Here is a 26,798-nt window from a genome sequence, read left to right as displayed (position 1 = left end):
TATTCCACTTATAGCGTCAGATCTGAAAAGGCTTGAGTGTTTGTAATTCTGTAAAAAGCGGCAGGATCATTTTTTAATATCATTAGCTTTAATCCCATTTAACTTCTCACTATTTCCTATGATTTATATCAATCAATAATTAGCTTTTAAAAGTAATCTCTTTCTTAAACTAACTAAAATTTAGATCCAGTTAAATATTGGAATGGCTTCAAGATGACAATGTCATTACATTATTATACAAAGTGTTTATTACCCTTCATCAACCAAGCATTACTCTAATATTTTGTTTTTAGAGTATTAAGTTAATTCTCGCCCAGTTTTTTATCCTAACCTTCTTTATGCACGGAGCTTGGTGTTTGTACTAGCGGCCATATTGATTTAATATTTGATTGAATTTTAAACTTTATCTCAGCATGCAAGACGATCTCCAGCTTTCCTTAAAAGAATACCTTTCTACGGTTCAGGAAGTAGTTAAAATCACTTTCGATACACCGGTGTGGGTCAAAGCCGAGATTCGTAATTTAAATATTAAAGCTGGCCATTATTATCTAGAACTGGCAGAAAAAGATCCTGACAATGATCAGGTCATTGCCAGTTGCCGGGCCACAATCTGGAAGTTTGCTGCGCAGACAATTGTGACGCAATTTGAACGTGAAAGTGGTATTGAGCTAAGCCGGGACCTTAAGGTTTTAATCAAAGTCAAAGCCAGCTTTGATCCGCAATATGGGTTTTCCCTAAATATTACAGAGATTGATTCTGGATATACCTTGGGTGATATAGCCCGACGTTATCAGCAGATTGTAGAGAGACTGACAACCGGAGGTCTGATTGATCGCAATAAAAATCTGCCTACACCTTTTGACCTCAACCGGATTCTGGTGATTGCTCCGGAAAAGGCTGCAGGTCTGGGCGATTTCAAGAAAGATGCTGATGCTTTACAAAAAGCTCAGGTATGCGAATTTATCTATCACAGTGCGACCTTTCAGGGAAATACGGCAGCGCAAAGCATCATGCAAAGCTTGGCACAAGCTTTAAAGCAGTGGGCACAAACGTATCATCACGCGCCTGACCTGATCGTGATCATCCGTGGCGGTGGCGCAGTCAATGATCTGGCTTATTTGAATGACTATGCGCTGGCTGCCCTGCTCTGCAAACGTTCAGTTCCCGTCTGGGTTGGTATTGGTCATGAAAAAGACAGGACGATTCTGGATGAAATTGCTCATCGTTCTTTCGACACACCAAGTAAAGTGATTGCTGGAATTCGCAATCATGTCGTCGAGCTGACGCAAGAAGTTATAAATAACCTGCAAAGTATCCAGAGACTTTCTCAACAGCAAATTCAAGCTTATCAAAGCCAGAATGAGCAATATCTAAAGCTAATCCAAAATTTGGCCAATCACCAGATTATGAATGCCTTGCAACGTTTAGAGCAGCTCAAGTCCAACACCTCTAACCTTGCCCAGCAACAGACCCAACTGATTAACCAGCAGCTAGATGCCCTGATGCGGGAAACACTGCTGCAAAATCCCAAACATGTTTTGTCCAAAGGCTATGCCATTGTGCGCCAGCAAGATCACGTGGTTCGTTCAATTCATCAAATTGATGACCAACAACCCGTTCAGATTGAATTACACGATGGCCTATTTTCAGCACAACTTACGCAGGTAACTCCACATGAGTCATGATACTTTGAGCTTTCAGGAAGGCTATGACATCTTGAAAAAGAATGCTGAATTACTTGAATCTCAGCAAGAACCAGATATTGATAATCTGATGAAAATCGTTGAAGAGTCTATGCAGGCGTATAAAGCCTGTAAATCCCGAGTGGAAGCTGTTCAGAATGCACTGAATGAGACCTTTAAGGATTAATTTTATTAAATACCTTAAATCAGTATAGGCTGATGATTTAAATGCTTAGGCTATTTTAAAATCTCTTGCCTATAAAAAGCCCTCATTTAGAGGGCTTTTTATTAGATTAGAACCGCCAATTATAGAACAAGTCAATTGCACGCTCTAAAGACTGACTGGCTTCCAGATATAAACGCTGGTTCATTTGATAACGCAAGGTTAGCTTGTTCACTGGAGTAAATACGCCCACCCCATAACGGATATACAAGTCTGGCGTAATATAACCGGTTACAGACACCTGAGTATCATCCCCTGTTCCCTGTGCATCCAGTGCCAGACCACTCAAGCCAAAGCTACGGCCAATCTGGTTGGTCAAAGCACGCGTACCGCCCAAGCCCAGACTGATCCCGGCGGCTGCAATGGTGTTGTTTACATCAGATCTGAAACCTTCCGCCTGACTTAAACCTGAAGCTCCTTCATTGATACGACCAGTAATCAGGGCATTCAACGCTTCCTGTTCAGACAGACCAGCATCGTTATACACCTGAATAGCAGGACTTGAGGCTGTACCTGTAACACGCACACCGACTGTGCTGCCCTGTATCGATTTATTGGCATCAATATCCAGGGTTGGATTCGATAATGGGCCATTGAAACGCGCAATCGCACGGTTCAGATCCAGACTTTGTCCATAGGCTTCAATTTTCACCCGTTGTGATACCCCGATCGCCCCATTGGCACGCATCGCAGATTCCATACCACGTTGCGTCAGATTGACACGACCTAAGAGTGGTATACGGCTGTCAAAGCCCTGGAAGATCACCTGATTTCCTAACGACACTGCAACATCTGCGCGAATATCCCATGGACGTGCCGCTTTCAGAATGGCGAGCTGGTCATCTCCTTCACGTACAACACGAACATCAGAAGACAAGCCCACGACAGGTTCAGAGGCTTCAGGCATGGAAATCAGTGCACGAGGAACATCGACCTTGCCACTCAAGCTTAATTTTTTATTGAACGGATACATATCCAAGGTCAGGTCAGGCGTAACCACTGCAGTAATCAGCGGTGCCTGACGAATCAACAGATTTTCGCCCTGAAGTTTGAGCTGTACGCGTGGATCACCTTTCCAGTCTACAGAGCCGGTTAATTTACCAGCGCCACGGCCACTGTTAAATGCACCATTAATCGTCGCGGTATTTTGGCGGACTGATGAATAGAGCTGCACATTGGTCAGATTGACTGGCAATGAAATCATGCTGATCGCCCCGTCCTTAACCCGAATTTCACCTTCAAGTAATGGATCGGTTAACGTTCCGCTAATTTTACCTGCATAAGACAAGGTACCATCCAGATTACGCACATCCTGAATGAATGGCTTAAAGACCTTCAGCTGAACCTGGTTAAAGGCAATCTCGCCACGCATTGGTTTATTGTCACGATATGGATCAATAATCACATTGGCATAGCCAGTACCAATATCTGGTGTTTTCACATCCAGACGAATCTGTAATCCAGCGGCCACGCTTTTTGCGACCAGCCCCACTTCATCATATTTTAAAGTCGAGCCTAAATATTCCGGATCATCAGAAGATAAGCCGATCACCCCATTGCGGGTTACCAGCCGTGCATCAATTTTCGGTTTGGCACCTTGTGCCCAAGCTGCCTTGGCATAACCATTCACTTTACCGGTTAATGCTATGCCTTCTGGCAGGAAGGCACTAAAGTCAGCCAGATCCAGATTACGGGTAATAAAAGAAGCACTGCCTCGAGTTTTATTCACTCGAATTGGCTGATCAAAGCAAAGTTGACTTTGCTGACTCATCCAGCAATGAGCACCAACAAACAGATCCGACTGTGCAGTGTTATAAATCACAGCTGCATTTTGACGCTGCACCAGATGAGTACGCAGTGAATCGAAATCACCGCGCTGGATCTGGCCTAACCAGTTATTTTGTGCATTAAAACCACCTGCCAGCTGAACAAAGAATTTAGACAGCTTGTTTTCAGCCTGAACTTGCAGTACATGTGTAGCGCGGGTTCCAGCTAGTGAAACTTCACCACGTACAATCTGTCTATTGCCACTACGCAACTGATCCATGGTCGCAGTCAATAAGGTCGGTGTGGTTTGTGAAGTCGGCAACTGACCGCGTACCCGAATCTTGTCTACGCTAAATAGGTTCTTGAAGGCAAAATTATCCACTGCCAGATTCGCAGTTGCTTGCAAACGCGGTTGTGCCTGCATATTGATGTAGCCTTGTACCCGGCCTCTTAATCCCGGATAAAGTTCATATAATGCCGGCGCATTCACTTTAAGTTGCAGATTCTGCGCATTACCGGTGGCCTGTAACTGGTTGCTGGCATAAGACAGGAACAGGTTATTGGCTTCAAACTGCTGCGGTACAAAACCACGCTGCTTGGAGTCAATCAATACAGCCAGATTCCCCTTACCGCGTACCGGTTTATTATTCAACATACCGGCCAGATTTAAGCGTTGAATCTGGACACGCTTCACTGCATCTGACCAGACACCTTGGGTTTGCAGATTACCAGACAATTCACCTTTAAGCTTGGCATTGAAATACTGAGGTTTAAAACGCACCAGAGAGGCATTTACATTCCAGCCAATACCATTTGCCAGATTCACCTGACCATTGGCATTAATTTTTCCAGCGACCCCATCATGACGCAGTTCCTTGATATTTAGCATATCAGGCGTACCCGACAAGCGCAGTTTTAACAATCCTTGACTGGCCTTGATCTGGCTGGCACTTAATGCACCATCATAATTGACCGCATAACTTTTGAATCCGCCGCCTGCTTTTTCATCATGGAACAACAAGGCAATATTACTATTACCTGTCAGGTGAACGGTTTCATTTTGCGCAGCCAGTCGTCCGGTCAGATCTACACCGCTGAGATTAATAATCTGCTGATTCGGGCGTGCATAACCACTGGCTTTTACCCGACCATTCAAGCGGTCAATTGGTGAAGCTGCAGCCAGAGTCTGAGTATTCAGGTTCTGGGCATTTAATACTGCGGACCATCTGAGCTGACGTTTTTCTTCTGGCAGTTCAATTCGTGCATTACCTGTTAGACTGCCGGCCTGTCCATTTCCACTATATTTAAAACTTGGAACATTCAGGATGTTATTTTTCAGGTTCAATTGTGCCTGATACATTCCTGTCGGCAACAGCCCTTCTTCATGCTGAGCAACCTGGGTAGCGACATGAATATTTTGCTGGCCTTCGACCAGTACCAGATCAACATCGCCTGATTCACTTTTTAACCAGCCGATATAAGGCACAGCACGGTCAATATTTTTCCAGGCTACATCCAGTAACATCGGTTGAGCTTTATTGTCATTAACCGGCTTCTGATCCAGCTTGATATTCCAGGTTTCATAGCGGTCAAAATCCACCAGTCCTGTCAAATGCAGGCCATTTTCCAAATTACCGGTAGAAGCAATATTACCGTCCAGACTTGGTGGCAGAAAGTCCTGCACTACTTGAGGAATTCGCCGATGTTTCGGATCTATCCCATTCATGCGACCTGTCAGATCCCAATCCACCCGATCAGCCCAGCCTACAGTACCTGCCAGACTTACCGAACCTTTCATCAGCTGACCATTTAGATCAGTAATATTGAGCTGATTGACCAGATCGGTATACATTACTGCGGTATATTGCCCATTCGGGATATTTTCACCTTCAATATCGGTGCGGACATTCAAATCCAGGCGCTTGGTATTCCCATTAAACTCAGCCACACCATCTTTCGTAAACAGTTTTTGCTCTGTCAGGATTGGCCAGTGATATTGTTTAAACTGGAGTTCACCACGCATAGGTACATTAGGACGCATCGGGTGCAGAACCGCCCAGCCTGTCAGCAAATCTGGAGTGTTGGTCGCGACCCCGGCCTGAATGGTATCCAGTGTACCTCTAGCACGTACTTGAATATCATGAATATTCAGGCTTTCTCTGAGTGAAGGCAGATTTAAAATACCACGTGCATCTAGTGGATACTTGCCTTCAAACTGCATTTTCCCGGTAGCTTCGCGTACTGACAGATAGCCCATATCCATGCGGGAATCTTCGAAATTCAGCTCGGTACCTGACCATAATGCTTCATTCAGTTCGATATTATAAAAATCAACTACATTGGTCTGGGTTTTAATCACCAAGTGATCGAGAAGTAAATGATCAACCCGCAATACAAACGGTAAACGAATAGCATTGAACTTGAATGGCTCATCACTTGGCGGATTTTTATTAATAATCTGTAAATTCAGTACATCTGCTTCAGTCAGATGAATTTCTTTTTTGATAATTGCTCGCCAACCCAGCTTGACATCAGCACGATCAATTTTGACATCGACCGGTTTCAGGGTAACCAGAACATTTTTCAGGATAATCCCGCGCCACAGATTTCCGCCTTCATATTCGTAATGGATGATTTCCTGGCGCTGCATCACCTGATCAAGCAGGAATTTACTGCCTTTATCGGTAGAAAACAGGATCGCCAGTACAGACAGCAGAAAAATAAGAGAAAAAAGGACCGACAATAGAATACTTCTAAAGATACGGCGCTTTTTCGGCACAACTTCAGGTTGTTGCTCTTGTTCTGGCTGTGGTTGGTTCTCGACCATGATCTACCCAAATAACTATTTTTTAATTAATAAATGTTTTATAACTGCGAGCCAATAAAGAAGTGCAGACGAATCGGATAATTGTCATCTGACAGTCCGGTCGCCACATCTAAACGAATTGGGCCAATCGGTGAAGCCCAACGAATCCCCAGCCCCGCACCATATTCTGTTGGATTACTAAAATCCTCATTATAGGCATTTCCGGCATCCGCAAATACCGCAGCGCGCCAGCCTTCCCTGAACTGATAATTATACTCCAGTGAAGCCACACCCAAAGCCTGTCCGCCCACTTTAAAGCCTTCAATTTCTGGAGAAAGACTCTTATAGTCGAAACCACGGATACTCTGGTCACCGCCACTAAAATAACGCAGGTTATAGGGTACTTTGGCAAAATCTTCAGTAAAGATATACCCCAGATCCGCACGACCGACAAACTGGTGATCGGCATTTTCACCCAGTGAATAGATAAAACGCCAGCCTGCGTTCACAATCGCCATATCGGCATCAGACAATAGAGCTTCACTGCCCAATTCGACTTTATAGGTCTGCTTAAAACCCTTGGTCGGGTTCACCCGGCGATCACTATCGGTACGGGAAACTTCATAACCCACCAGTAGAGACTGCTGTTCATCTTCAGTATTGAATCTGAACGCTTCCGGAATCTGGCTAAAATCAACCGAACCATCCTGAGTCAGACGATCGAGGCGGTAACGTAGACCGTAAGTTTGTTGCCAGCTGCCACGCGGATTTTTAATAATCCGGTCAGCACCGAGTACCGCGGATTCAATTAGCAGGCCATCACCTTGAGCCACACTATCACGTTCTTCACGCTCATAACCACCTACGATACTGATATAGTCATTAAGTGGATGGTTGTATGGAATATTATAACGGCCATCAATTGACTGACGGATTTGTGACAATTCAAGGTTGGCATCAAATGAGTGACCACGCTTGTTTACGATCGCGCGGCGATATTGTCCACGTAAGCGTGTTCCGGTATCCGTACCATAACCCAGACCAACTTCGGCACTGTTAAGACGGTCTGCATTCAGTGTCACGATCACCGGAATTTTTTTCTCTTCACGAGCCTGAGCCTTTAAACGTTCTTCTTCGTCTTCTTTAGTCTGTTGCTGAACCCGCAAAGTTCTTAAATTTGGATTCTCTGCATCACGACTACCAGCAAACTGATCTTCATCCACCACATCCTGCGTAACTTCCTGATCGGATGCCGGTGCAGCTTTCTTGGCTACACCTATTTCATCTTCTGAAAACTTCTGTTCTTCTATCAGACTCTGAATATCCGGTGCCAGTTCCAGCTCTCGATCAATAGGATCAGGACGAATCGCATCCACCAGCGTATAGTTAAAATAACGTGAGTTCGTCAGGTTGTTGGCCAGACTATTCACACGCCAGAAGGTGTAATCAGCACCATCTTCCCAAGTAACCAGACTTTCCAGTACATCACGATTTAGCGGAAATTCTTTTTCAGGATCACTCATCCTGAACTCTACATTACCCAGTTTATAACGCTCACCTGTTTCAAAGCGCAGGTTCACATCGGCTGTATTTTCGGGTTGGGCAATGCGCACATCATGCAAGCGCCAGTACGCATCAAAATAACCATTATTGCTGGCTGCGGTATTAATCCGGTCTTTGGTTTTTTCATAATCCCCATGGTTAAAGATATCACCTTCTTCCTGTTCCGGTAGAAGACTAATAACCTGGAACTGCGGCTGTTCACCACCTGGGCCACTAAACTCAATATTATGGGTATTGATAATGACCGGCTCATTCGGAGTCACATAGACTCTAACCCGACTGTCAGATAATTTTTCAAATCTGAACTGGGCATTGTAATAACCTACAGCTTGGGCAGCCTGATTGGACAGATTACGGAGTTGCGGTAATGCAGATGAAAAATCTTCAAAGGATTCCTGGGTAAAGCTGGAAAGTTTAGCTTTTACATTATTTCTGAGATTCGTATAACCTTCTGACTGGGCTTTACGATTCAATCCGCCATTGCTTTGCGCAGTGCCATTTCCATTCACAATGACCACATCTGCACTGATCCGAGGCAAACTGGCGGTCATAATCTGGCGAGGTGGACGGATTTTATAAAACAGTCGTTTGAAAATATTCGGACGTTTGTCATTTTCAGGCGTTGTTGGTGCAGGCAATTCGGATAAGGTCGCACCCGACTCATTTCTTTGCACGATGATCTGACTATCGGCCTGAATGGACTGCATAAGCTGATCAACATTCACAGGTGCCTGATTGATTTCAACCAGTTCCTGCTGACTCATATCATTGACTACTGTTTCAGTTTGCGCGGTCTGGCGATAGGCTTGCGCCTCGCGTTTCGCTTCTTCCGCAACCTGATAAATCTCATTGGCCATGCTCTGGTCAATCGTTTGCACCGGCAGGCTTTCTAAATCATCAAATTCAATTGGCTGAAATTCACCCAGAGACGTTCCCATAATCTGCTGTTCTTGCAGCATTTGCATACTATCTACAGCCGAAGTTTCAGGCTCTAAAGCTTCTTCAACTTTTTCTGTTGCTTCAGTTTCGGTCGTAGCTACCCCTTGTCGTACAGCTTCCTGGGATAACTCTTCGATCATTTCTGCCTGAGACAGTGCTACCGGAGTTTCGGTCTGCTCGGTTTGTGCCATGCCCTGATGTGATAACATCATGAAAAATATACTCATACATAGCCTGGCTCGGCCATGATATGGTACGAGAGACCCCATACTACGATTCAGCATCGTTTGTTTAAATTTTCTCTTTGCGGGCATAGCAAACTCTAAACGAATACATTCTTTAATTGATTATTTGACCGAAAAAGATAAGCTAAAGAACTTAAATTATTGGGTTTTGCCTTTACATGGACGAAAGTATCTTACATGATTTTTCTCAATGTTTACGTATATCTCACATTTCTTAATAAATCTTAATGTAGCACGTCTTATATGAACAACAATGAACATTTGTTAGCGAGCCGCCGCTTTTTACCCATGTTCCTGACCCAGTTTTTTGGTGCACTGAATGATAATGTTTTTAAACAGGCATTATTACTGGTGATTACCTATGGTTGGATTCAGCAACAATCAGCCAGTATTAGCACACTAAATAACCTTGCCGCACTATTGTTCATTTTGCCTTATTTTATTTTCTCTGCGACGGCAGGCCAGATTGCAGACAAATATGAACGTTCCCAGCTGATTCGCTATTTAAAGATTTTTGAAATTGTGATCATGATTCTGGGGACTGTTGGTTTCCTACTCGGTCATTTATGGATTCTATTGTTCGCCCTGTTTTTAATGGGCACTCAATCCACTTTTTTCGGCCCGATTAAATATGCCATTTTGCCTGAAGTATTAAAACCGGATGAATTGATGTCAGGTAACGCACTATTTCAGTCAGGCACTTCATTAGCGATTTTATTCGGTATGATTCTGGGTGGTGCAGTCATTGCTGCTTCTACAGGCAATCTGATCTGGATCAGCCTGACGGTGTTAAGTATTGCCGTGGTTGGCTATCTCTCCAGTCGTTATATTCTGAAGCAGAGTATTCCAGCACCCGAAATCAATATTGACTGGAACTTTTTCCGGACCAGCTTTCAGACCATTAAATATGCCAAAAGCTTACCGCTGGTTTTTTTAATTCTGCTGGGTAACTCCTGGTACTGGTTTTATGGTGCGACTTATTTGACCCAGATTCCACAGCTTACCTTACAAAACCTGCATGCTTCTGAAAATGTTGCCAGTCTGCTTTTAACCTTTTTCTCTGTCGGGATCGGTTTAGGTTCTTATTTATGCCGTAGATTAGGTGGTACTGAGGTCAATATTAAAATGGTTCCTATTGGCGCTATTGGTCTTGTAGTTTTTGCATTGTATCTGGCAGCAAGTCTTGCCTTTGTCCCGGAACGTACTGGTGCTCTACTTGGCTTGGCAGATGTATTCCAGCAAGGCTGGAGCTATTATCATGTGATGCTGGCGGTAACTTTACTGGGCATTAGTGGCGGTTTTTATATCGTGCCGCTGTATGTCATGATGCAAGCGCATTCTCCCCGCTCACATCGTGCACGTGTGGTTGCAGCAAATAACATCCTGAATGCCGTTTTCATGGTATCTTCTGCTATATTCTCAATTATTATTTTAAGCATTTTAGAGTTTGATCTTAAAATACTTTTCTGTATTACTGCTGTGTTGAGTGGCCTGTTTACTTTATGGCTGCTCTATAGATTGAAACCGATGATCAAAACCGCAAAAGCCCCTTTGGAGGATTAATTCATGCGTCAATATACAGGTGTCGATAAGCTTATTCATTCTTTTGACCAGGCATTACGCAGTCTTGTTCCAGGAACAACTTCCTCACAACGGGAAAATCCAGCCAAACCGGTCGAAACCCAGCTTACCGTGAGTGATGCCCGTCATGTGGCTGGTTTAATGCGTGTGAATCATAGTGGTGAGGTTTGTGCCCAAGCGCTTTATCATGGACAGGCATTAACAGCGAAATTACCAAATGTACGTCGGGAAATGGAACAGGCGGCAATTGAAGAGCAGGATCATCTGGCCTGGTGTGAAGACCGCTTACAAGAACTGGATAGCCATACCAGTTTACTCAATCCGGTCTGGTACGGCCTTTCCTTTGGAATGGGTGCAATTGCCGGCATTGCGGGGGACAAATACAGTCTGGGTTTTGTTGCAGAAACCGAACGCCAAGTGAGTATGCATTTACAGCATCATATTAATCAGCTGCCCGCACAGGATGAACGCTCACGTCGCATTCTGGAACAGATGAATGAAGATGAATTGCATCACCGTGATACAGCTTTGGCTGCAGGCGGCGTAGATTTACCCCTTCCAGTCAAGATTGCCATGACCGGTATTTCCAAGTTAATGACTAAAACCAGTTATTATATTTAAGTATCAAATGAAGCCCTCTTTTTTTGAGGGCTTTTTTTTATTCTCATGAATTCTTAAACAAGATGACTCATTGATTTTTTTGAGTGCAGATCAATCAATTTAACCATCTATCCAATAGAATATCGGTTCACATTTTAATCAAACTCTATTCTTTTATTCAGCTGTTATAATCGAACCGGTTTCATCTCGTATTTATTAAAATTCTAGAACGATTGAGACAGGTATAACTATTAAATAGCTATGACCTATTTATCAAAAAAATAATGCTTTAAAGGTGACGTATGGAAATAGGTATTATTCTTGGTATTCTATTCGCAATTATTGTGTTGTTAGTTATTTTTTATAAAAAGAAAAAGTAAATAACAGTTTTTTGGCAAATACAGATCCCCTACTTAGATAAAACTGAAAAATTCATTAGATTAATTTCAGATACAGATTAAATTTTGACTTGTGGATATTGAAGACCGCGATCATATTCAAATGCAGGATGAGACCAGATGTCATGCATCGGGATTTTTACGTCTAGTGCAAGCGGTAATTTTTTGGGATTAAATTCCATCTGGCTTAAATCATTTCCCCATGCAATCAGGTCGACATCCAGGCTGATCTGATGCGATGGTCGAACCCGCCCTGAATCCGTTTCCATTTGCTTTAATAAATCTGTCATATCTTGAACAGAAACTTCACTGTATAGGAGGCAGGCCGCATTCCAGTAATCTGCTCCGATACTATCCCGACATGGAATGAGGTAAATTGGAGAAAACCGGACTTCCCCCAACTCACTGATCCGTTGCTGGGCAGCCTGAAAATGTTGCTGTGGATGACAATTACTCGCCAGTGCTAGGGCGAATATCGTTGCGGTGGCGTTCAAGACGTATCCCTACAGAATTGGCTTGCGCGATAATGGCAGGCTTACGGATCGTAATCATAATCGATTCTACACTTTCAAAGGTAGCAAAAAGCGCGTCTAGCACCAGTTTTGCTGCATGTTCGATCAATTTTGGCTGAGCTTCCTGAATCACCCGCGCTGAAATCTCGCAGATTTCGGCATAATTCAAAGTATCTTCCAGTTCATCTGACTGTGCCGCTTGTTCTAAGTTGGTACGAATGTTTAGATCCAGCATTAAAGGCTGAATGATTTGACGCTCCCAATTAAAGCAGCCGACTACTGTATCGACCTTTAAGCCTTCAATAATAATTGCGTCCATTTTAAAACTCGGAATTTAATATTTACCAATAATCTCCCTAAATCCCTCTTTAATACAGAGGGACTTTCATCACTTCTATTTATTTTGTAATGAAAGCCTCCCTTTCTTAAAGGGAGGACGGGAGGGATTAAATTAGTGCTTTAACAGCAAATTTGGGTCCATAGTCTGAACCATCTGCAAACGCTGATCTGCATAGATATCTGTATACGGCGCCAGAATTCTCATGAAACGGTCGAAATACAGCATTTGCTTGAACAATAAAGCAAAGTCACGTGGGAAACGAATGCCATGACGTTCACCGACTGCTACCATATCCATCATGATATCGTTGAGATCTGCAGGGCTTGAAGTTAATAGATCCTGAGGATCAGCTAACATCACACCACTAAATAAACGTTCAAGATCAGCCGCAAGCACTTTGGTATCAATCTCAACTGCAGTCATACCCATTTTCAGCATATTCTCTGCCATCAGGGTATAATTGGTATGCTGCAAGGCATCCATAAAGGCCATACACGCTGTCCAGACTTCTGGTTTAAGCTGGCCGACAATACCAAAATCAATAAAGCCCACACGACCATCTTCAAGCAGCATCAGATTACCCGCGTGTAAATCAGCATGGAAACTGTTACACATCATCAGGCTGCCAAACCAGGTGTTCATTGCAGTGATGAGAACCTGTGACGGGTCTTTAGCGACCTTTTTCACCACTTCAAAATCAGTCAGTGGCACGCCATATAAACGTTGCATGGTCAGCACACGACGTGTTGAATATTGATGATAAACCTTAGGAGCAGTTGCTGCTTTATTATTGGTGATATTCAGATAATTGACGAAATCATCCAGATTTTGTGCTTCTTCAATAAAATCAACTTCACGCACCATCCGGGTTTTGATTTCTTCGACAATATCTGCCAATGACGCAAATTTTACTTTCGGCACTGCTTTTTCCAGCAGTTTGGTCGCCCAATGCAATACATTTAAATCGGTATATAGAATTGTTTCCACACCCGGTTTTTGTACTTTAATGACCACATCTTCACCAGAAACCAGCTTGGCCGCATGTACCTGTGCAATGGAAGCAGAAGCCAGTGGTGTTTCCTCAATTGAGGCAAAGATTTCATCCAAGTTTCGGCCAGAAAACTCTGATGCTAGCACTTCCTGGATATAGCTGAATGGCAAGGTCGGTGTTTGATCCAGACAGCCCTGAAACTCTTCCACATATTCACGCGGAAACAGCGACGGCGTACTGGCAATAAACTGACCGAGCTTGATATAGGTTGAGCCTAAAGACTCAAATGTTTCACGCATGAGTTTGGCATTACTTGGCTTTTCAGTGGCATATTTAATGCCGGCCTTCGCCGCAACTACCGCGGTTTCACCCATACGGGCAACCGAACGTATTCCATCTAACCAGATATTTTTTTTCATAATGTCTTAGGAAAAATTAATTACATGCAGTGTAGCAAAAAAATTAAATTTTGCAGGCCTATCTTGCCTGACAGACCGGGCAATCTGTATCTTTTTCGAAACTTAAAATGCGCTGTTTAAAACTCAGACCATCCCAAAGTAAAAGTTTCTGCCTAAGTGGCATTTTACCCAGGCCTAAATAAAGCAAAGCATGATGAGCTTGCAAACTCGCCATCACATTCGGCGTAGTCGCCAATACGCCTGAATCTGCACAGCGCAAACTGGTATCAGCCTGATGTTCAGATGGGAACAGGCAAGCATAACAGGCTGAATCCCCTTCCATCATGAACAGTTGCCCTTGCAAACCAATCGCAGAAGCACTGATTAAAGGCACATTCAGTTTTACACAGCTCTGATTGACCAGATAACGTGTCTCGAACTGGTCACATCCATCCAGCACCAGATCTTGATGTTCAATGATACTCTCTGCATTTTCAGCCGTTAAAGCTTGATTGATAGATACAACCTGAACATTCGGATTAATCTGAGCCAGTCTTTTCGCGAGTGTTTCTGCCTTATAAAAGCCTAGATCATTTGGCGTAAATGCCAGTTGTCGTTGTAAATTACTCATCTCGATGGTATCAGGATCAATCAGAGTAATTTTGCCTACACCCGCTCGTGCCAGAAGTTCTGCCAAGGCACAACCAATCCCGCCACACCCCACGATACAGATATTAGAAAATTTCAGCTTTTCCTGTGCTTCAATATCCCAACCATCCAGAAGAATCTGGCGACTATATAAGTGCAATTCAGCATCGGTGAGTTCAAACTCTGGGGATATGGCATCCATAGTCGATATAGACAACGTCGTTCCTTGTTTCGAAGATTTTTAAGAAGCATGTGCCACAAAAAGTGCATTTACCGAAATTTCAATATGCGGATAAATCTCGAGCAAATTAACTTCTCTGCGCATAAACAGCAAATCAATAAATGGCTTGGCAATACTAGCGCTAAATAGCATATCAGTTAAATGCTCCGTATCAAGCTGATAGTGTCCTGATAAATACGTAATAGTCATATTATGAATGCACTTAACTTGATCTATATGCCACTTAATTTATTCACGTATTACATCTTCCTGGAACCTCGTTCTTCTATTCTTTTATCACCCTGTAACTATCTTTCGCTTGTTTAGCACTTCTGTAGCTGCTGCCTGCAATTCGGTAGGAAAATGTATCAGTTCAGTGAGACCCTCTGTATCCATTCCTAAATATGATTAAGCTGCTTAAGGAATAGTAATTATCCTCGCTTTCAAAAATAGTATGGAGCATATAGATGAACGAACAAAATCAGCATAATAATCGTGAAAAATTATGGGAACTAATCAAAGATGTACGTTACACCATGATCAGCCATGTGACCGAAAGTCAGGAAATTCATTCTCAGCCGATGACCATGCTCAATTCTGAGCAAATGAATGAGGATCAGAATTTGTATTTCATCATGCGTGATACTAATGATCTGGTGAAAGCTGCCAATACTGGTCGTACTCAGATCGGCCTGTCTTTCGCTAAACCTTCTGATGGTATTTATGTGTCAATTAGTGCAAATGCACAGATCAGTACTGACCGTATTCTGATTGAAAAATTATGGAATCCATGGGCAGAAAACTGGTTTGAAGGTAAAGATGATCCTAGCGTGCGTGTACTGATTGCTGAAGCTGAAAGTGCAGAATACTGGAATGTCACCGATAACAAAGTAACGCAGCTATTTAAGGCATTAAAAGGTGGTGTGACTGGCGAAGCTGGCGAACCAGATGCTGAGCACAAAAAAGTTGATCTATAAGTAAATAAGAATTCCACCTTCAATTTAGCCTCTTAATAAGAGGCTAAATTTTTGATTTATTTTATTTAAAAGATGAATAGTATTACATTGTAATGACAATTATTTTCTCTGATAAATTCGAACATAAACAAATTAATCGTATAAAAAAGGCCGCAATTGCGACCTTTTCAATATATTTAAATGAATATATTAACTGACCTGTTTAATGCCTTGAATCTTAGCAATTTCCTGTTGTTTAAGCAGATTACGCTGAATTTTTCCACTAGAGGTTTTAGGTAAATCACTTACAAACTCAATCTCTTTCGGATAGGCATGTTTAGATAAACGGGAACGCACATAGTTTTGCAATTTCAGCATCAGTTCTTCACTAGCGGCATATTGTGATTTAAGCACTACAAAGGCTTTCACAATTTCGGTACGTTCCGGATCTGGTTTTCCAACCACAGCGGACTCGAGCACCTCTTCACACTCCAGCAAGGTACTCTCTACATCAAAAGGTCCAACTCGATAACCCGAAGTCGTAATGACATCATCCGCACGACCAATGAAATCTATTCCACCATGTTCATTCAGTTTTACGGTATCTCCTGTTAAATAGTACTGTCCCACAAAGGCTTTCCGATTATTACCGCCATAGCCTTCAAACCACATCAAAGGTGAGGCTGAGCAGTCCATGGCCAAAGTACCAATACCACCTTTTTCGACTTCCTGATGCTCTTTATTTAAAACTGCAAAACGATGTCCTGGAATGGCAAAGCCAGCAGAACCGATTTTCTTGTGATGCTCCAGCGCATGATGATTGGCAATCACCATTCCCAGTTCCGTCTGTCCATACTGGTCATAGATATTGACGTCCATTTCATGATTAAACCATTGAATGACTTCAGGTGTTAATGGCTCACCTGCACTACTGACCACACGTAAACATGAGCTAATCTCAGCATCAAATTTTTCCTTAAAGCCATAGAACATCCGGAACGCGGTTGGAGAACCGGTCAGGTTATTTACCCGATATTTTTTAATGACTTCAACAGCATTGTCTACGCTAAAGGCACGTTCATCCAGAATGATGCTATGCCCCAAACTTAATGGACCTGCAATTCCATAATACAGACCATAAGCCCAACCCGGATCTGCCAGATTCCAGAAAGTATCTTCGTCACGTAAATCTACGGCGTGCAGCATATAGCCTTTAAATGCCAGTAAAGCTTTAAGGGGAACAGGCACTGATTTTGCCAGCCCCGTTGTACCCGAAGTAAACATCATCAGGAAAATGTCACTAAAATGACCTTGAACCGGCTCAAACTCAGTTGGATATTGCTTCAGTTCAGTCCAGAAATCTGCATCCTGATTGATACTTTCAGGCGTTTGATGGACGGTTAAAATATGTGGAATATCCAGATCATTCAGTTTCGCACGCTGTTCCTGATTGGTAATAATGAGTCGGGTATGTGCGGTATTAATACGATGCTCGATTGCCTTGCTTTCAAAAGCGGTAAATAAAGGCTGATAAATCGCACCAATACGCCAGGTGGCTAGAATGGTAATTAATAATTCTGGGGTTCGTGGGAGCAGTCCGGCAATACAGTCTCCTGCTTGTAAACCCAGTGAGGTCATATAATGAGCCAATTGTCCTGAAGCCTCAGCCAATTGTTCAAAAGTCCAATATTGGGTCTTGCCATTTTTACCTTCCCAGATTAACGCGATCCGGTTTTGTCCCAGAAAACGTCCACAGCATTCTGTATAGGCATTGAGTGAATCTGGCGTTCCTGCCAGATGTTGTTGAACCATAGTGTCAAAATCAAATTCACGATACGCTTGTTCTAGTGTCTTCATCACGACAACCTCTATTCCGTTTATAAACAGACTTTATGTCTGTGTCCGTTGTATTTGTTGTTCTGTCTACCGTCTGCGAATTCCATTGCAATGCCGGTTTTATATAACATGCCCTATTGCTAGGACATGTTAGGTGTCACTCTACTGAGTCACTTTTCGCTTTATCAATAATTGACCATGTTTTATAGACCATCACAATTTCCATCTCCCTCAAATGAGCTGCAGGATTTGAACAGTCGGCTATTTCATGACTTTTAAACTTTGCTCACTTCCCGAGCAATGACCAGACGCTGAATATCTGATGCACCTTCATAAATCTGGCTCACTCTGACATCACGGTAAATACGTTCAACCGGGAAATCTGAGACATAGCCATAACCGCCATGAATCTGAATCGCATCCGAGCAGACTCGCTCTGCTATAGTCGAAGCAAACAGTTTAGCCATGGACGCTTCTTTTAAGCATGGTAATCCTGCATCTTTAAGCGTTGCTGCATGTAAGACGAGTTGTCTTGCTGCCTCAATCTGGGTGGCCATATCTGCGAGACGGAATGCTACTGCCTGATGCTGCACCAGCTCTACACCAAAAGATTTACGTTCATTGGCATATTCAACAGCAGCATCCAGTGCAGCTCGTGCCATACCTACAGATTGTGCTGCGATCCCGATCCGGCCAGATTCCAGATTAGACAAGGCAATCTTGTAGCCGTCACCTTCTTGACCTAACAGGTTCTCAGCCGGAATCCGGCATTGATCAAAAATAATGGTCGCGGTATCGGAACAATGCTGCCCCATTTTTTCTTCCAGATTCGAGACGATATATCCTGGACTATCGGTAGGTACCAAGAAACATGAGATTCCTTTCTTGCCCGCAGATTTATCTGTCACTGCAAATACCAGTGCAATCTGGGCATGCTTACCGGTAGTAATAAACTGCTTGGTGCCATTTAATACCCATTCATCGCCATCACGTTCTGCCTTACATTCTAGTGCGCTGGCATCGGAACCGGCTTGAGGTTCCGTCAGGCAGAAACACCCCAACCATTCACCGGTCGCCAGTTTGGTCAGGTATTTCTGCTTTTGTTCCTCGGTACCATAACGCTGGGTAATCCCGCAAGGCAGTGAATTCTGCACACTGACAATGGTCGAGATGGCTCCATCTCCAGCAGCGATTTCCTCAAGAGCCAGTACCAGCGACACATAGTCCAGGCCTGCTCCACCCCATTGTTCAGACACGGTCATACCGAGTGCACCGAGTTCACCGAGTTCTTTCAATTCTTGTGCTGGAAATTGAGCCGTTTTATCCCTTAGACCAGCGGTAGGTTTCAGTTTTTGCTGCGAATAGTTTCGCATCATCTCCTGAATCATTTTCTGTTCGTCATTTAAAAGCACTGCGTATATCCCTTACTTATCTTTTAATTTTCCATATAGAGTGAATAAACCTATCTACTCTGACTTTTGTATTTTGCTTCGTTAGCTCGAACTTATTTTGGAGCCATACGGATGGCGCCATCCAGACGAATCACTTCACCGTTCAGATAGCTATTTTCGAAGATATGACCTACTAACTGGGCAAACTCCTGAGGTTTAGCCAGACGCGGCGGAAATGGAACCATCTGCCCCAGAGCATCCTGTACATTTTGCGGCATGCCTTTCAGCATTGGGGTTTCCATAATGCCGGGTGCAATGGTCATGACACGAATCGCTTCACGTGCCAGCTCACGCGCGAGTGGCAGCGTCATCGCAACGACTGCACCTTTAGACGCAGAATAAGCTGTCTGACCAATCTGACCATCAAAGGCTGCAACTGAAGCCGTATTCACGATTACACCGCGCTCCTCTTCATCGGTTTGCAGCTCATACTTCGCGATTAAAGCCGCTGCAAAACGAAGCATATTGAATGTGCCACTTACATTGATATTCAACACTTTCTGGAACATCGCCAGTTCATGGATTCCATTGCGGCCCAGTACCTTGGCAGAAGGTGCAATACCAGCACAGTTCACCAAGCCATTGAGTTGGCCATACTGATTTTCAACATGATTAAAGAAAGCTTCAACCGCCTGCTCATCCGTTACATCCAGTTGTACAAATTCAGCCTGCTCACCCAGTTGCTGTTGTAAGGCATTGCCCTGCTCCTGGTTCATATCCACCAGAATCACTTTTGCATCCTGTTCCACCAGATGAGTCGCTGTGGCTGCACCCAGACCTGATGCACCACCAGTTACCACAATCACTTTTCCCTGAATTTTCATGTTAATGTCCTGTTCCTATTTTTATGACAAGCTACGACTTAATAGGCAGAGTAAACAGAGATTTTATTCTGTACAATTTCCAAATGTTGCATCTTCACTGATGGATTTGGACAATAAAGAAGGGATATCTGACTGGCTATGCATTTACCAGCCTTGGAATATAGTAAGGGAACCATTTCGATTGATCTGGTTCATGAAGCACTGCTGAATGCCAAAGCACAGCATTATGATATTGCTGCGATTTTAACTAAGGCTGCCATTCCATTAGAGATTCTTCATTCCGCTAAAGCACGGGTGTCAGTGGCGCAGTATGCCGCGCTATGGACTGCACTTGCCGATAGCATGAATGACGAATTTTTTGGCATGGACAGCCATCCAATGCGCCGTGGCAGTTTCAAACTCTTGTCAAAAATGCTGTTACAGACCGATACGCTGGAAAAAGCTCTGCAGCAAATCCTGCAATTTTTTAATCTGATTCTGGATGATCTGCACAGCACACTGATGGTCGAAGAAAACTTTGCCTATATCGTGATCTATGACCAGAACCAGACCAAGCGCATGTTTAGTTATGCAACCTATCTAATGCTGATTCATACCCTGCTATGCTGGTTAAGCGGACAGCGGGTTTTACTTAATCAGATTCAACTGAAATGTGCCGCACCACTCGATGATTTTGATTATAAAGTCCGTTTTTGTGAGCAGATTGAATATCAGGCCAGTGAAAACTATATCCAGTTTGATGCAGCCTATTTGCAGCTCCCAGTAAAACAGGATCAAACCTCCTGGTATCAGTTTATTCAACAGACTCCGCATAACCTACTAGTTCGCTTTAAAAATCCTTATGCGCTAAGTGCACAGATCCGCAAACAGCTTTTAAAAGTACCTCCGGCTGAATGGCTTGAACTGAATGAGCTTGCTTTGAAAATGAATATGTCTGAAGCCACCATGCAACGGCGTCTTAAAAATGAAGGTGTGACTTATCAACAGCTCAAAAATGAAATTCGTCGTGATACAGCCATTGAACTATTAACCCGTACGGATCAAAGTTTGCAGGACATCAGTGATCAGCTTAACTTCCAGGAAGTCAGTGCTTTTCATCGTGCCTTTAAAAAATGGACAGGGGTTAGTCCAGGTGCCTATAGACAAAATATTACTAGATAATTTATATTTAATAAGACTTAAAAATGATTAAAATTTAGCATATAAATTTAAATTTATATTTTCTCAACAGTTATATTTTTCAAGACTTACAGCCCAAAAATAGAGGACTGAACGGTCATCCATAATGCTTTGCATTCCCTATTAATATAGTTTATTTTTCAATCAATTTTTAGTGCTTCACTTTTGGCTGTACTCCCTTTCCCTCTTTCCTTGTTGAAGGTATTTTCCATGTTAAAGATGACTGATGTTCTTGGACAAAATCTTGTTCAAAACTTCGCCCAGGCTTTAGTTTCTTCGACCGATCTTAATGCAGAGCAATTGAATCAAGGCATCTTGAATGCGTCTGATTCTGCCCTCAAAGATGCTATTGTGCACTTCTTTAACCAGATTGATGCCACTGAAGCTGCGAAATCGCTTGAAATTCCGGCTGAGCGCATCGTTGCATTACAACAAGGTATTGCACTGAAAGATGAACAATATCTTGCTGATACTGCCAAAGTCGTGGCTCTTTGCCTGGCAATGGAAACTGGTAGCCTAGATCAAGTCGAGGTTTATGACTGTCTGCAAGACTACCCAATGTAAGCTATCCAGATTGATAAAATAGTGACTCAAAAAGCGATGCTAATGCATCGCTTTTTTTATGGCACTCGTTATTTATAAAACTTCCTACTGCAAAGACGAATGATTAAAAAAACAGCTTATCAATTTACGCCATACCATTTTTAAAATTTTATCTAAGCAAAACCTTTCTATTCTTTATTTAATAAATTCAAATAAAAACAAATACCTATATTTAAAGCTGTTAATTATTTCATTTTTTGATTTGATTATCTTTTTTTCTTTTTTGTGTGCTTATCGATTTATCGATATGAATGTAAAAAATTTAATTCAAGATTGAGATATTCATGAAAAAAACATTAAGAACTTCGGGTCTGACTTTACTCGGTCTTTCTATTTCTTTCTTTACCGGCTTGGCTAACGCAGCGATTCCATCTGAATTAAAATTGGATTATGCCTATTACGCACCGACCAGTCTGGTGGTTAAAGAACAGAAACTGCTAGAAAAAGCTTTGCCAAAAACCAAGATTAAATGGGTATTTAGCCAAGGCAGTAACCGCTCACTCGAATATCTAAATAGCGGTAGCACAGATTTTGCTTCTACTGCAGGTTTAGCGGCAGTGCTTAGCCGCGCCAATGGTAGCCCGATTAAAACAGTTTATATCCAGAGCCAGCCTGAATGGACAGCACTGGTCGTTAATAAAGATTCAAATATCAAATCTCTGAAAGATTTGAAAGGTAAAAAGATTGCTGCCACTAAAGGTACAGATCCTTTCTTATTTACTTTACAAGCCTTAGATACGATTGGTTTGGGCAAACGCGATGTAGAGCTCGTTCATTTACAGCATCCGGATGGTAAGACTGCGTTAGAGCGCAAACAGGTCGATGCCTGGGCAGGCCTTGATCCTTTAATGGCATCTGCGCAGGCACAGTCAGGTGCCAAATTACTGTATCGCAATGTCAGTTTTAATTCTTATAGCGTACTGAGCGTAAAAGACCAGTTTGCCAAATCCAGTCCGGAAGCGATTGAAGCGGTGATTAAAGCTTATGAACAGGCACGTCAATGGGCGAAAGCCAATCCCGACAAACTGGCTGAACTTCTGGCACGTGAAGCCAAGCTTCCGATTGAAGTCGCTAAACTTCAACTCAGCCGCACCAATCTGGATCAAAATATTCCAACCACCAAACATACCGGAGCATTACAAAAAGCCGGTCGTATCCTGACGGAAGAAGAACTGGTTCGTAAAGGAACCAATGTCAATCAGGTCGTGACTCAATTATTTGATGCCCGCTATGCTAAAAAGGTTGCAACTAAGTAATGGCTATACCGAAAAGCATCTCGGAACAGTTGAGCGTGGAAGAACAGTCAAAATCCGCTGTGTTACCACGCAGCATTTCGCTGATCAAAGCCCTCACCCTGCCTGTTATTTTTATCGTATTGGTAGAAATACTGGTCCGTAATGGCGTAATCGAACCTTATCTGTTGCCTGCACCGAGTAGCCTGTTTCAGTCCTTTACTGAACTGGCTGAGGGCGATTTATGGCAACACATCTGGACCAGTAGCTGGCGGGTTTTTCTTGGCTTTGGGATTGGTAGTGGATTGGGACTGATCTTTGCGATCCTGGTTGGGCTAAACAGACATGCAGAAGATTTTCTGGAACCAACGTTTTCTGCAATTAAATCCATTCCGAGTCTAGCCTGGATTCCTCTACTCCTACTTTGGCTGGGAATTGATGAATCTTCTAAAATCACCTTGATTGCGATTGGTGCCTTCTTCCCGACATATACCAATACTGTGGCTGCGATTCAGGGTGTAGATCGTAAACTGCTTGAAGTCGCGAAAGTCTATCGCCTGAAATACTGGCAACAGGTTCAGCAGATTGTATTGCCTGCTGCCTCACCGGGAATATTGACTGGCTTAAGGAATAGCCTGAGTTTATCCTGGATGTTTATGATTGCAGCTGAATTGATTGCTGCCACTCAAGGGATTGGTTATCTGCTCAGTGATGGTCGTGAAACTTCACGTCCGGATATTGTGATTATTGCGATTATCCTGTTAGCAGTCCTAGGCAAAATCACCGACAGTATTATGAAATTGTTTGAAACCCGCTTACTGCGCTGGCGAGATGTGATTAAAAAGTCATAATTTATTGAATAAAAGAATTAAAAAAAGCGACCTATCCAGGTCGCTTTTTTATTAAATCAAGCTTTAAAAATTAATGTGGCCACTGACCTAAAGTTACCCGGTCATTTCCGCCATAATCTTTCACTGTACGGACCTGTTTATAGCCAGCTTGAGTAAACAGATGGCGGACCGCATCGCCCTGATCATAGCCGTGCTCAAGCACAACCCAGCCATTTACGGTCAGATGTTTTTTGGCTTGCTGAATAATCATCTCAATATCAGCCAGACCATTTTTGTCTGAAACCAGCGCACGTTCCGGCTCAGTCGCCAGATCTGGCATATGCTCATCGTCTGCATCAATATACGGTGGATTAGATACAATCGCATCAAAGAACTGCCGACCAAATGGTTTTAGCCAGGAACCAAGCACAAACTGCACCTGATCTAAATCATGCTGTTCCGCATTATATTTCGCAACTTCCAGTGTGGGTTCATAAATATCCGAAGCGGTAACAGACCAGTTAGGGCGCTCAGACGCCAGTGACAAGGCAATGGCACCGGTACCAGTTCCCAAGTCAACAATTCGTGCATCTTCCGGCAGGTCTAATTTCAGGACTGTTTCGACCAGCACTTCGGTATCCGGGCGTGGTACTAGCGTATCTTTAGTGACTTTTAGATCCAAAGTCCAGAACGGTTGTGAACCTGTGACATAAGCCAATGGCTCACCTGCAGCAATCCTCGCCAGGCTTTCGACATAGGCCTGTTCCTGTTCAGGCGTTAACTGCTGGTCTTTTTTCATTACCAGATCAAAAGCATCAATCTTGGTAATGTGTTCCAACAGCCAGGCATTTTCCTGACGTTCATAACTTTCAGGTTCACCACGTAAAGCCAGTGCTTCTTGAATGTTCATTAGCCACCATTCTGCTGTGCAAGCATGGCCAACTGATCGGCCTGATATTCACGATGCAGACTGTCTAATAGCTCAGTCAGATCACCTTCCATCACGGCATCCAGCTTATATAAAGTCAGGTTAATACGGTGATCGGTCATACGACCTTGTGGATAGTTATAGGTGCGAATACGTTCTGAACGGTCACCCGAACCGACCAGGTCACGGCGCATTTCAGAAGTCGCTGCATCTGCTGCGGCACGTTTGGCATTTTCCAGACGTGAAACCAATAAAGCCATCGCTTTGGCTTTGTTTTTATGCTGTGAACGTTCATCCTGACATTCCACCACAGTACCGGTTGGAATGTGCGTAATACGCACCGCAGAGTCAGTTTTGTTAATGTGCTGACCACCGGCACCTGATGCACGGTAAGTATCGATACGCAAGTCAGCCGGGTTAATGTCGACTGAAGTATCTACATCCACTTCTGGAAGAATTGCTACAGTACATGCTGAGGTATGTACACGACCTTGCGATTCTGTTGCAGGCACACGTTGTACACGATGCGCACCACTTTCAAATTTCAGGCGACCATAAACGCCTTCACCATTCACCAGGCAGATGACTTCTTTATAGCCACCGTGCTCACCTTCATTTTCAGACAGGATTTCAATACGCCAGCCTTGAGATTCCGCATATTTGCTATACATACGGAACAAATCACCCGAGAAGATTGCCGCTTCATCACCACCGGTTCCGGCACGAATTTCCAAATAAGCAGAGTTGGCATCATTCGGATCTTTTGGAATCATCAGGATATTCAAATCAGCCTCAAGCTGTTCGATCAGGGCTTTATTTTCCTTAATCTCTTCCTGCGCCATTTCCTTAAAGTCAGGATCAGACAGCATGGCTTGCGCAGTTTCAATATCTTCTTCAGCCTGTTTGTACTTGGTCCAAACGCTGGTAATCTCGGTTAAATCATTATGCTCACGTGATAACTGGCGAAAACGCTTGTTGTCCGAAATCACTTCAACATCTGCCAATAACGCAGTCAGTTCTTCATGACGGTCAGAGAGTTGGTCTAATCGTAAACGTAACGATTCTTTCATTTTCTAAAAAATCTCAAACATAAGGCTGTGACTAAACTAAACAGTGATTTAGCACAGCGAAATCAAAAAATTGCGCCTAGTTTAACGATTCTCTGGGTCAATGAACATCATTATTCAGTAAGTCAGTGTTTAGATGCAGCGATGTCACCGCCATTTATTAACAAATATAAATAAAATCTTCAGTTTTGGATTTTTTCTGCTCAATTCGATCCTTATTTATTTCTCATTTTACAAATTGGCAAATAAACACATTAAATATGGAGGTAGATCTTCACATTCTTTTGGGCATGATTTGTTACATTTTCTGCGTCGAAACACACTAACATATGAAAGTCCTATCAGGGACACGGAGTTACAACATGAAACTCAATGCAATTTTACTGAGTGCTGCAATGGCTGCTGGCTCAATGATGACAGTGAGTGCGCATGCAGACAGTACTGCACGTGTGGCAGCAGCAAGTGCTTTAGGTAGCGTTGCTGGTACTGCACTGGGCAAAAACATGGGGGGCAACACTGGCGCAACAATTGGTGCTGCATTAGGTGGTGCAGGTGGTGCTGCTGTTGCAAGTAACAAGAAAAACCGTACCTCATCTGCAATTGGTGGTGCTTTAGGTGGTGGTGCTGGTTATACCGTAGGTAAAAACATGGGCGGTTCTAATGGCGGCTATATCGGTTCAGCACTCGGTGCTGCGGGTGGTGCAGCATTAGGTAATAAAATTTCTAAAGATAAGGCAGCCGATCGTGCCAAAGCGAATCGTGCTAAACACTGGAAAAAACGTCACCGTTAATTTCTTGCCCTTAGGCTCTTTAAATTCGACGCTACATTTAACATTAAAAGCACCTGTTTGGGTAATGCCAGTCAGTTAAGCAAATATTAGTAAAATGTAGTAAAAATGAGTGTATGTAAATACGCTCATTTTTTTATGACTTTATCTGAAAATTTAGATTGCACCCTTCAACATTCTTTACCTTCACT

Annotated in this window: 22 protein-coding genes; 10 read left to right on the top strand and 12 right to left on the bottom strand. The window is 43.1% G+C overall.

Features of this window, described 5'->3' with window-relative positions; genetic code table 11:
• The first annotated feature begins 413 nt into the window (after positions 1-413).
• On the top strand, positions 414-1,685 hold the full coding sequence (gene xseA, locus FTU01_RS08505; protein ID WP_180138771.1) for an exodeoxyribonuclease VII large subunit: 1,272 nt from the start codon (positions 414-416) through the stop codon (positions 1,683-1,685).
• Positions 1,675-1,869 (top strand): exodeoxyribonuclease VII small subunit, encoded by a 195-nt coding sequence (xseB, locus tag FTU01_RS08500; RefSeq protein WP_005235956.1) that lies wholly within the window; start codon positions 1,675-1,677, stop codon positions 1,867-1,869. Before xseA ends, xseB begins: the two co-directional genes overlap by 11 nt.
• Before the next feature lie 106 nt (positions 1,870-1,975).
• On the opposite strand, the gene FTU01_RS08495 is transcribed toward xseB, so the two are convergent.
• Together FTU01_RS08495 and FTU01_RS08490 are read right to left on the bottom strand one after the other, a co-directional pair.
• Positions 1,976-6,499 carry a translocation/assembly module TamB domain-containing protein gene (locus FTU01_RS08495; protein WP_180138769.1) on the bottom strand — a complete coding sequence of 1,508 codons (4,524 nt, stop codon included), beginning with the start codon at positions 6,497-6,499 and terminating at the stop codon, positions 1,976-1,978.
• A 38-nt stretch (positions 6,500-6,537) separates the two neighbouring features.
• Positions 6,538-9,294 carry an autotransporter assembly complex family protein gene (locus FTU01_RS08490; RefSeq protein WP_180138767.1) on the bottom strand — a complete coding sequence of 919 codons (2,757 nt, stop codon included), beginning with the start codon at positions 9,292-9,294 and terminating at the stop codon, positions 6,538-6,540.
• Between the two features lie 174 nt (positions 9,295-9,468).
• Between FTU01_RS08490 and FTU01_RS08485 the strand changes: the two genes are divergently transcribed.
• Positions 9,469-10,788 carry an MFS transporter gene (locus FTU01_RS08485; protein ID WP_180138765.1) on the top strand — a complete coding sequence of 440 codons (1,320 nt, stop codon included), beginning with the start codon at positions 9,469-9,471 and terminating at the stop codon, positions 10,786-10,788.
• 3 nt (positions 10,789-10,791) lie between these two features.
• Complete coding sequence (gene coq7 / locus FTU01_RS08480; RefSeq protein WP_004783823.1) at positions 10,792-11,427, top strand: 2-polyprenyl-3-methyl-6-methoxy-1,4-benzoquinone monooxygenase; 636 nt, start codon at positions 10,792-10,794, stop codon at positions 11,425-11,427.
• A 436-nt stretch (positions 11,428-11,863) separates the two neighbouring features.
• Here the strand turns inward: coq7 and FTU01_RS08475 are convergent, their stop codons facing one another.
• The 5 genes from FTU01_RS08475 to FTU01_RS08455 all read right to left on the bottom strand — a co-directional run bounded on the left by FTU01_RS08475 (position 11,864) and on the right by FTU01_RS08455 (position 15,123).
• Positions 11,864-12,298 carry a 2-amino-4-hydroxy-6-hydroxymethyldihydropteridine diphosphokinase gene (locus FTU01_RS08475; protein WP_180138763.1) on the bottom strand — a complete coding sequence of 145 codons (435 nt, stop codon included), beginning with the start codon at positions 12,296-12,298 and terminating at the stop codon, positions 11,864-11,866.
• Entirely contained in the window at positions 12,255-12,635 is a 381-nt protein-coding gene (gene folB, locus FTU01_RS08470) for a dihydroneopterin aldolase (RefSeq protein WP_004783828.1), read from the bottom strand. Before folB ends, FTU01_RS08475 begins: the two co-directional genes overlap by 44 nt.
• Positions 12,636-12,767: 132 nt before the next feature.
• Positions 12,768-14,066: an AarF/ABC1/UbiB kinase family protein gene (locus FTU01_RS08465; protein WP_159123174.1), complete on the bottom strand. Its 1,299-nt coding sequence runs from the start codon at positions 14,064-14,066 to the stop codon at positions 12,768-12,770.
• Positions 14,067-14,124: 58 nt separating this feature from the next.
• Positions 14,125-14,895: a HesA/MoeB/ThiF family protein gene (locus tag FTU01_RS08460; protein WP_180138799.1), complete on the bottom strand. Its 771-nt coding sequence runs from the start codon at positions 14,893-14,895 to the stop codon at positions 14,125-14,127.
• Between the two features lie 39 nt (positions 14,896-14,934).
• Positions 14,935-15,123 carry a hypothetical protein gene (locus tag FTU01_RS08455; RefSeq protein WP_180070715.1) on the bottom strand — a complete coding sequence of 63 codons (189 nt, stop codon included), beginning with the start codon at positions 15,121-15,123 and terminating at the stop codon, positions 14,935-14,937.
• 257 nt (positions 15,124-15,380) lie between these two features.
• Between FTU01_RS08455 and FTU01_RS08450 the strand changes: the two genes are divergently transcribed.
• Positions 15,381-15,890, top strand: a complete 510-nt coding sequence (locus FTU01_RS08450; protein WP_004783835.1) for a pyridoxamine 5'-phosphate oxidase family protein — start codon at positions 15,381-15,383, stop codon at positions 15,888-15,890.
• Positions 15,891-16,079: 189 nt separating this feature from the next.
• On the opposite strand, the gene FTU01_RS08445 is transcribed toward FTU01_RS08450, so the two are convergent.
• The 3 genes from FTU01_RS08445 to FTU01_RS08435 form a co-directional block, all read right to left on the bottom strand.
• Positions 16,080-17,726 (bottom strand): AMP-binding protein, encoded by a 1,647-nt coding sequence (locus FTU01_RS08445; RefSeq protein WP_180053422.1) that lies wholly within the window; start codon positions 17,724-17,726, stop codon positions 16,080-16,082.
• A gap of 254 nt (positions 17,727-17,980) precedes the next feature.
• Complete coding sequence (locus FTU01_RS08440) at positions 17,981-19,117, bottom strand: acyl-CoA dehydrogenase family protein (protein WP_166134941.1); 1,137 nt, start codon at positions 19,115-19,117, stop codon at positions 17,981-17,983.
• Between the two features lie 92 nt (positions 19,118-19,209).
• Entirely contained in the window at positions 19,210-19,980 is a 771-nt protein-coding gene (locus FTU01_RS08435; protein ID WP_166134944.1) for a 3-hydroxyacyl-CoA dehydrogenase, read from the bottom strand.
• Between the two features lie 138 nt (positions 19,981-20,118).
• Between FTU01_RS08435 and FTU01_RS08430 the strand changes: the two genes are divergently transcribed.
• From FTU01_RS08430 to FTU01_RS08415, 4 genes are all read left to right on the top strand, one after another.
• The gene (locus tag FTU01_RS08430; RefSeq protein WP_166134947.1) at positions 20,119-21,141 is read left to right on the top strand and encodes an AraC family transcriptional regulator; all 1,023 of its coding nucleotides are present in this window, start codon (positions 20,119-20,121) and stop codon (positions 21,139-21,141) included.
• Positions 21,142-21,369: 228 nt separating this feature from the next.
• The gene (locus tag FTU01_RS08425) at positions 21,370-21,723 is read left to right on the top strand and encodes a hypothetical protein (protein WP_004783846.1); all 354 of its coding nucleotides are present in this window, start codon (positions 21,370-21,372) and stop codon (positions 21,721-21,723) included.
• Between the two features lie 323 nt (positions 21,724-22,046).
• Positions 22,047-23,018, top strand: coding sequence for an aliphatic sulfonate ABC transporter substrate-binding protein (locus tag FTU01_RS08420; protein ID WP_180018571.1), 972 nt, complete (start codon positions 22,047-22,049; stop codon positions 23,016-23,018).
• A complete protein-coding gene (locus FTU01_RS08415) occupies positions 23,018-23,845 on the top strand; it encodes an ABC transporter permease (protein ID WP_159123179.1) in 828 nt (275 codons plus the stop codon). Before FTU01_RS08420 ends, FTU01_RS08415 begins: the two co-directional genes overlap by 1 nt.
• Before the next feature lie 70 nt (positions 23,846-23,915).
• Here the strand turns inward: FTU01_RS08415 and prmC are convergent, their stop codons facing one another.
• Both prmC and prfA read right to left on the bottom strand, forming a co-directional pair.
• A complete protein-coding gene (gene prmC / locus FTU01_RS08410; RefSeq protein WP_159123180.1) occupies positions 23,916-24,734 on the bottom strand; it encodes a peptide chain release factor N(5)-glutamine methyltransferase in 819 nt (272 codons plus the stop codon).
• Positions 24,734-25,822: a peptide chain release factor 1 gene (gene prfA / locus FTU01_RS08405; protein ID WP_004783856.1), complete on the bottom strand. Its 1,089-nt coding sequence runs from the start codon at positions 25,820-25,822 to the stop codon at positions 24,734-24,736. Before prfA ends, prmC begins: the two co-directional genes overlap by 1 nt.
• Before the next feature lie 359 nt (positions 25,823-26,181).
• Here prfA and FTU01_RS08400 point away from each other — a divergent pair, with 359 nt between their 5' ends.
• On the top strand, positions 26,182-26,610 hold the full coding sequence (locus tag FTU01_RS08400; RefSeq protein ID WP_034171622.1) for a glycine zipper domain-containing protein: 429 nt from the start codon (positions 26,182-26,184) through the stop codon (positions 26,608-26,610).
• The last annotated feature ends 188 nt before the right edge of the window (positions 26,611-26,798 follow it).

It is taken from the genome of Acinetobacter sp. YH12043 (genome assembly GCF_013419915.1).
GTDB lineage: Bacteria > Pseudomonadota > Gammaproteobacteria > Pseudomonadales > Moraxellaceae > Acinetobacter.
Note: the sequence above shows the minus strand (reverse complement) of the source record. Positions and strands in the feature narration are given on the sequence as shown.